We start from the raw sequence: 7,628 nt of genomic DNA on the forward strand, positions 1-7,628 counted from the left end.
CTCGGGCGGCGGGGTCATCGCCGGCTCGCGTCGCAGCACCGCCCGGAACAGGGCGGTCAGGTCGGCGCTCGGCTCCACGCCGAACCCCTCGACCAGCGCCGTCCGGGCCGCCCGGTAGGTCGCGACCGCACCGGCGGTGTCCCCGCCGCGAGCACAGGCGGTCATCAGCTGGCCCCAGGCCCGCTCCCGGCCCGGGTGCTGCCCCACGAAACCCTGGAGCAGCTCCCGGACCGCGCCGAACCGCCCGGTTCGCAGCAGGGCCTCGGCGTACCCCTCGGTCGCCTCCACCCACCGGTTGTGCAGCAGTACCGCCCAGCCGGACAGGACCGGCCCCTGCGGCACGTTCAGCAGTGGAGCGCCCCGGTAGGCCTGCGTCGCCCGGTGCAGATGCCGTGCCGCGGACACCAGGTCGGCATCGGCAAGTGCCCGAACGCCGGCGGTCACGTCCCACTCGAAGGTCACCACGTCGAGCGCCAGCGGCGTGTCGTCCACCAGCCGCAGCGCCCACCCGGCTCCGTTACGGACCAGCTGACCGCCCGCGCCGGTGCCGGTGACCCGGGCCAGCCAGCTCCGCAGCCCCCACGCGTAGGTCCGCAGGTTCACCGCGGCGGACTGCGGCGGGGCGCTCGGCCACAACTCCGCCATCACCCGGTCCCGGCTGACCATCCGCTCCCCGTCCAGCAGCAGCAGGGCCAGCAGGGAACGTTGCCGCCCGGACGGCAGTCCCACCGGTTCGCCATCGACACTCACCCGCATCGTGCCGAGCAACTCGACCGACAGACCCATGACCCACCCACCCCGTGCCTTCCGGCCGCGAGGCGACGGACTGCCGCCTCACACCCACGCCGGAGATCGCTGGGCCCAGTCTCAGTGCGATGTGTTCGTCGGTCACCGCGCCGGGCAGTGCGGAACAGACCCGAACGCCGCCGCCACGCGGCTCCCAGCGCGCCGAGCTGGCGGCGCGGCCAGCCACGGGCACCACGAGTACGGCCACGTGTACGGGCCGTCGTACGGCGGTCGGCGAGCGTTCCAGCGTGCCGACCGTCGGCCAACTCGTCACTTTGGAGTCATCGTGACCGCTCGATCGAGACCCGGACGTCTACGTCGCGGGATCCTGCTGCTACTAGCGGTGGTGGTGGCCGTGCCCGGGAGCGCGGTGGCACCGCTTTCGCCACCGAAACCGGCCTCGGCGGCCCCGTTCCGCCCGGCCGGGGACGCGGTACCCACCAGCGCGGTGCCGACCCGACCCCGCCCCGTCGACCGTACTCCGCTGGTCACCAAGGCGCCCAGCGTGACCTGGCCGAAGGCCGAGGTCGCGGTGGTGAACCCGGCACCGCGGGCGGAGCGCGTCCCGGCCGGGGCGGACCGGGCGTCAGCCGCGCCGAACCTGCGCCGGGCCGGAGAATCGCCGGTCTCGGTAGCCGCGGACAGCCCGGTACGGGTGGAGGTGCTGGACCGCGCCGCCGCCGCCCGGCGAGGACCGGCAGGTCTGCTGCTCCGCCTCAGCCGCACTGATCAGAAGACGCGTGACCTCGGCGTCAGCGTGGACTATTCCGGCTTCCGCAGCGCATTCGGCGGTGACTACGGCGCTCGGCTGCGCCTGGTCCGGGTGCCGGAGTGCGCCGCCACCGAGGGAGTCGGGTGCGGGCGGGCGCAATCGGTGGCGACTCGCAACAACGCCCGGGCGGGCACCCTCAGCGCCCAGGTCTCCGACGGCCTCTACGCGGTGACCGCCGGCGCGGCGGGCTCGACCGGCAGCTACGGACCCACCTCGCTGGCGCCGTCGGCGACCTGGCAGGTGGGCCTGCAGTCCGGCGACTTCAACTGGTCGTACCCGATGCAGGTGCCGTCGGTGCCGGGCATCGAGCCGGACCTCGGCCTGAACTACTCGTCGGGAGCGGTGGACGGCAAGACCGCCTCCACCAACAACCAGCCCTCCTGGATCGGCGAGGGCTTCGACCTGCAGCCGGGCTTCATCGAGCGGTCCTACAAGGCGTGCGCCGAGGACGGGCAGACCGGGGTCAACGACCAGTGCTGGGAGACGGAGAACGCGGTGGTGTCGCTGCCGGGTGTCTCCGGTGAACTGGTCCGCGACCAGTCCACCGGCGTCTGGCGTGCCGAGGAGGACGACGGCTGGCGGATCGAGCGGCTGACCGGTGCCGTCAACGGCGACGAGGGCTCGGCCACCCCGAACGACCGAGGTGAGCACTGGAAGCTGACCGCCCAGGACGGTACGCAGTACTTCTTCGGCCTGAACCGGCTGCCCGGCTGGTCCTCGGGTCGCGGCGAGACCAACTCCACCTACACGGTGCCGGTCTTCGGCAACGAGGCGAACGAACCCTGCCACGGCGCGACGTTCGCCGAGTCGTGGTGCCAGCAGGCGTACCGGTGGAACCTCGACTACGTGGTCGACCCGCACGGCGACGCGATGGCGTACTACTACGACCGGGAAATCAACCAGTACGGGCGGAACAAGACCCCGACCGCGCCGACGCCGTACGTACGCGCCGGCTACCTCAACCGCATCGAGTACGGGCTGCGCGCGTCGAGCGTCTACACCGTCCCGGCGAGCGCCCGGGTACTCTTCACCACCGCGCCCCGCTGCCTGCCCGGCTCGGCCTGCCAGGCCGGCCAACCGGCGGACTTCCCGGACGTACCCCTGGACCAGTCCTGCTCCGGCGGGACCTGCCCGCAGCCGGCACCGACCTTCTGGGGAACGAAGCGGTTGGCGAAGGTGACCACCCAGGTCAACCACGGCGGCTACCAGGACGTCGAGTCGTGGAACCTGAACCACACCTTCCCCGACCCCAAGGACGATTCCAGCGCCTCCCTCTGGCTGGAGTCGATCGCCCAGAGCGGACATGTCGGCGGCAGCGCCACCCTGCCGTTGATCGACTTCGACCCGGCGACCACCGCCGAGGGCGAGGGCACGCCCAACCGGGTCGACGGCCTGGACACCCAGCCGGCGATGAACAAGTTCCGGGTCGGCACGGTGAACAACGAGACCGGGGGCCAGATCCTGGTCAAGTACGCACCCACCGGCTGCGTCCGGACGGCCCTGCCGGCGGCGCAATCCAACACGTCACGCTGCTTCCCGGGCTACTACGCCCAGGAGTTCGAAACCCCGACGATCGACTGGTTCCAGAAGTACGTGGTCACCGAGACGGTCGAGACCGACCTGGTCGGCGGCGGCATACCGGAGGTGACCCGCTACGAGTACGGCACCGACGGCGCCTGGCACTTCGACGACGGCGAGCTGACCCCGGAGCGGTTCAAGACCTGGGGGCAGTGGCGGGGCTTCCAGAAGGTCCGGGAGATCAGCGGCAACGGCACGGACGCGCCGCACACGGTCAGCGAGCACGTGTTTCTGCGCGGCATGCACGGCGACCGTGCGACGCCCGCCGGCGGCAGCAAGTCGGTCCAGGTGGATGGGTTGGACGACCTGGACATCCGGCGTGGCTTCGCTCGGGAGACCTCGGTCTACAACGGCGTCGGAGGCGCCCTGGTCTCCCGTTCGGTGAGTGAACCCCTGGAGATCAGGAACACCGCCACCCGGCCCCGGTCGACGGGCACGAGTCTGGCCGCCTGGGTGACCGCCGAGCGCTCGGAACGCAGCACCGAGACCCTGGCCGCCGGTGGCAGCCGGACCACCGAGGTGCTGTACCGCTACGACGACGACGGGCTGCCCATCGAGGTGCACGATCGGGGCGACATCGCGGTCGCCGACGACGACCAGTGCACCACGACCACGTACGCGAAGAACCTCACCGACTGGATCATCGACGCCGAATCGCGCAGTACCACCGTGCTGGTGCCCTGCGGCGCCACACCGAACTACCCGGCGGACCTGCTCAGTGACGAGCGGATCTACTACGACGGGGCAACGGTGTGGGGCACCGCTCCGACCCGGGGCGACGTGACGAAGTCCGAGGAGGCCAAGGACTGGTCGAACGGGCCGGTCTGGCAGACCGTCGGCAGTGCCGTGGTGGACAGTCACGGCCGGGCGACCTCGGCCACCGATCCGCTCGGTCACATCAGCACTACCGCGTACACGCCGAACCTCGGTGGCCCGGTCACATCGGTCACGGCCACCAACGCGCTGGGGCACACCTCGACCACCACCCTCGCTCCGCTGACCGGGGACACGCTCACCGTGGTCGACGCCAACGGTCGGCAGACCGACCTCGGCTACGACCCGCTGGGCCGGTTGACCAAGGTGTGGCAGCCTGGCCGGGCGAAGGCGACGACGACGCCGAACCTGGAGTACACCTACGACGTCCGCCGCACGGCCCCCACCGTAGTCGGCACCCGGACCCTGCTCGGCACCGGAACCGCGTACGCCACGTCATACCAGCTGCTCGACGGGCTTCTGCGCGAGCGGCAGACCCAGGAGCAGTCACCGAACACCTCCGGGCGGATCGTCACCGACACCTTCTACGACTCGCACGGGCGTGACTGGAAGGAGAACGCCGACTACTACGTCACCGGCCTGCCGGCAAAGGCGCTTGTCGCGGTGGCCGACACGGCGGTGCCGTCGCAGACCCGGACGGTCTACGACGGGGCCGGCCGGGAGACCGCGGAGATCCTCTACGGCCGCAACGTGGAGAAGTGGCGGACCAGCACCACGTACGGCGGTGACCGGGTGTCGGTCACCCCGCCGACCGGGGAGACCGCCACCACGACGGTCCTCGACGCGCACGACCGGACCGTCGAACTGCGCCAGCACACCGCGGGCATCACCAGTGGCTACGACAGCACCCGCTACGGCTACGACCGGGCCGGCCGGCTCAGCACCGTCACCGATTCGGCCGGCAACATCTGGCGACACTTCTACGACCTGCGCGGTCGCAAGATCCGTAGCGAGGACCCGGACGCCGGCACCCACCGAGTCGCCTACGACGAGGCCGACCGACCGGTCAGCACCACCGACGGTCGGAACCGCACGGTGGTCACCGTTTACGACGAGCTGGGTCGGCAGAAAGCGGTGCACGAGGACTCGTCCACCGGGCCGAAACTGGCCGAGTGGACGTACGACAGCCTGCCCGGCGGCAAGGGGCTGGCCACCGCCTCGAAGCGGTACGTCGGCTCCGCCGTCTACGAGAACCGGGTGCTGGGATACGAGGCGACGGGTCAGGCCACCGGCGCATCTGTGGTCATCCCGGCGACCGAGGGCGGCCTGGCCCGCTCGTACGACACCACGGTCCGTTACAACGCCGCCGGTCAGGTGACCGACACCAACCTGCCTGCCGCCGGTGACCTCGCCTCCGAGACGGTCAAGTCCTTCTACACGCCGCTCGGTCTGCCCAGTTCGCTGGCGTCCACCGGCAACACCTATGTCGCCAGCACCGGCTACAGCAACACCGGCGAGCTGGGCCGGTTCGTGCTCGGTGCGACCGGCAAGCAAGTCACCCGGGACTTCGGCTACGACGATGCGACCGGGCGGCTGACTCGCGCACAGACCCAGGCACCGGGCACCATCCCGGTCTCCGACGCCACCTACTCCTACGATCCGGCCGGCAACCTCCTGCGCGTCGGCGACACCGTCACCAACGACACCCAGTGCTTCGCGTACGACCAGTTGCGGCGGTTGACCGAGGCGTGGACCCCGGGCGGCGGCGACTGCGCGGCGGCGCGCGGCACGGCGGCGCTCGGTGGCCCTGCGGCGTACTGGCACAGCTGGACCTTCGACAAGGTCGGCAACCGGCTGAGCGAGGTCCGGCACGCGAGCGCCGGGGACACCACCGCCAGCTACACCTACCCGGCCGCCGGAGCGGCCCAACCACACACCCTGACCTCGGTGCGGACCACCGGCCCCACCGGGACCAGGACCGACAGCTACAGCTACGACGCCGACGGCAACACCACCGGCCGGACGGTCAACGGCGCGGCTCAGGTCCTGAACTGGGACGCTGAGGGCCACGTCTCGACCATCACCGAGAACGGGAAGAGCGCCTCGTTCATCTACGACGCCGACGGCAACCGGCTGCTGCGCCGCGACGCCACCGGTGCCACGCTCTACCTGGGGCATACGGAGGTGCACCAACCGGCCAGCGGAACGGCGACCGCTACCCGCTACTACGCCTACCAGGGCCAGCCGGTGGCCATGCGCAAGGGCGGCCAGGTCTCCTGGCTGACGTCCGACCACCACGGCACCGGTGAGCTAGCCATCGACTCGTCCACCATGGCGGTGACCCGACGGCTGCTCACCCCATACGGCACGGCGAGGGGTGGCACCGGCACCTGGCCGGGGGAGCGGGGCTTCGTCGGCGGCAATATCGACCCGGGCACCTGGCTGACCCATCTCGGCGCGCGGGAGTACGAGCCGGGCACGGGCCGGTTCATCTCGGTCGACCCAATCATCGACATCGACGATCCCCAGCAGATGCACGGGTACGCCTACTCCAGCAACAACCCGACGTCGTTCAGCGACCCGGACGGGTTGAAGCTGATGGCGGACAACAGCGGCGGCGGCAAGGCCAAGCCGAAGGCGAAGAAGCCGGCACCGGCGAAGAAGAAGGCCGCTCCGAAGAAATCAGCTCCGAAGAAGTCGGGTCCGGCGTGCAACGCCGCCTGCAAGCGGGACATCGCCGCGAACAAGCCCAAGCCCAAGGCGAAAACGACGGCGAAAAAGAGCACGCCAAAGAAGGCGGCTCCGAAGAAGGCGGCTCCGAAGAAATCGGGCCCAGCCTGCAACGCGGCCTGTAAGCGGGACACGGTGGCGAACAAGCCCAAGGCAGCAAAGCCCAGAACGGCCGGCCCCCTGCTTCCGATGGACAGGATGCTATGCATCACCGGAAGTCCGTTCTGTCCCGCGACGCGAGCCAAGGAGAGAGAAGCCAAGGCAAAAGCCGATCACCTGCGGACGGTGCGCGCCAAGCGGACGGACGACGCGAGGAAGGTCCCACCCCCGCTCAAGAAGGAGAGCACCTATTCCGCAGGAATCTGCGTGCTCGTCTGCGTCACCGTGAGCGGCAACGACAGAAAGGTCAAGGTGGCCAACGGTGGCGGCCTCACGGGCTACGTGAGTTGGGGCGAGAGGTACACCCCGGCCGGCAAGCGCGGCGACGAGGACTATCGGGCCTGCTTTCATGTAATAAACGGTGGCTGTAATTCGGGCGGTCCCATGGACGACGGACCGCACAAAGGCAGCCGATGGCAGAGTCGAGAATGGGGCTTCGGATTCGGCTTCGGCATGGAGGCCGAGTTCGAATTCTGATAGTTCCATCGCCGCGAGCCCGGATTTAGGCTGGGCATCTGGGTAGTTCTCTCGCGGTGTACCCCGGGATGTACGGGGTGCTGTACGTCGATCTCGCACGCTGAGCCCGACCCGTCATCACGACGGGTCGGGCTCAGTCGTCGCGGAGGTTGGCATGCGCGTTGTCCGTACGGGGCTGCTGGTGGCGGCATTGGTCGCCACGGCGCTGCCGTTCCTCGGGTCACCAGCCCAGTCCGCCACCGCACCCGACCGGCCCGGTGCCCTCGTGGCCGTGGCGCCTCTGGGCGAGGACGTCTCACGAAAGCTGGCCGCCCGCGCCGTGCCGCCGGTCGTGTGGCCCGGTGCCGGGCGGGCCGAGATCGACCGGGGCGCTGCCGCGGTCCGGGTCGGCGACCTGCCGGTCCGGGTGGCC

General features: G+C 70.4%; 3 protein-coding genes. 2 read left to right on the plus strand and 1 reads right to left on the minus strand.

The annotated features are described in order from the left end of the window. Nucleotides 1–786: AfsR/SARP family transcriptional regulator (locus PSH25_RS13505; protein WP_238659428.1), on the minus strand; the 786-nt coding region annotated here is incomplete at its 3' end. A 505-nt stretch (nucleotides 787–1,291) separates the two neighbouring features. Between PSH25_RS13505 and PSH25_RS33975 the strand changes: the two genes are divergently transcribed. Beyond that, nucleotides 1,292–7,216: an RHS repeat domain-containing protein gene (locus PSH25_RS33975; protein WP_238659429.1), complete on the plus strand. Its 5,925-nt coding sequence runs from the start codon at nucleotides 1,292–1,294 to the stop codon at nucleotides 7,214–7,216. A 154-nt stretch (nucleotides 7,217–7,370) separates the two neighbouring features. Further along, on the plus strand, nucleotides 7,371–7,628 hold a 258-nt coding region (locus PSH25_RS13515), incomplete at its 3' end, for a hypothetical protein (protein WP_238659430.1).

It is taken from the genome of Micromonospora foliorum (assembly GCF_022229015.1).
Classification (GTDB): Bacteria; Actinomycetota; Actinomycetes; order Mycobacteriales; family Micromonosporaceae; genus Micromonospora; species Micromonospora foliorum.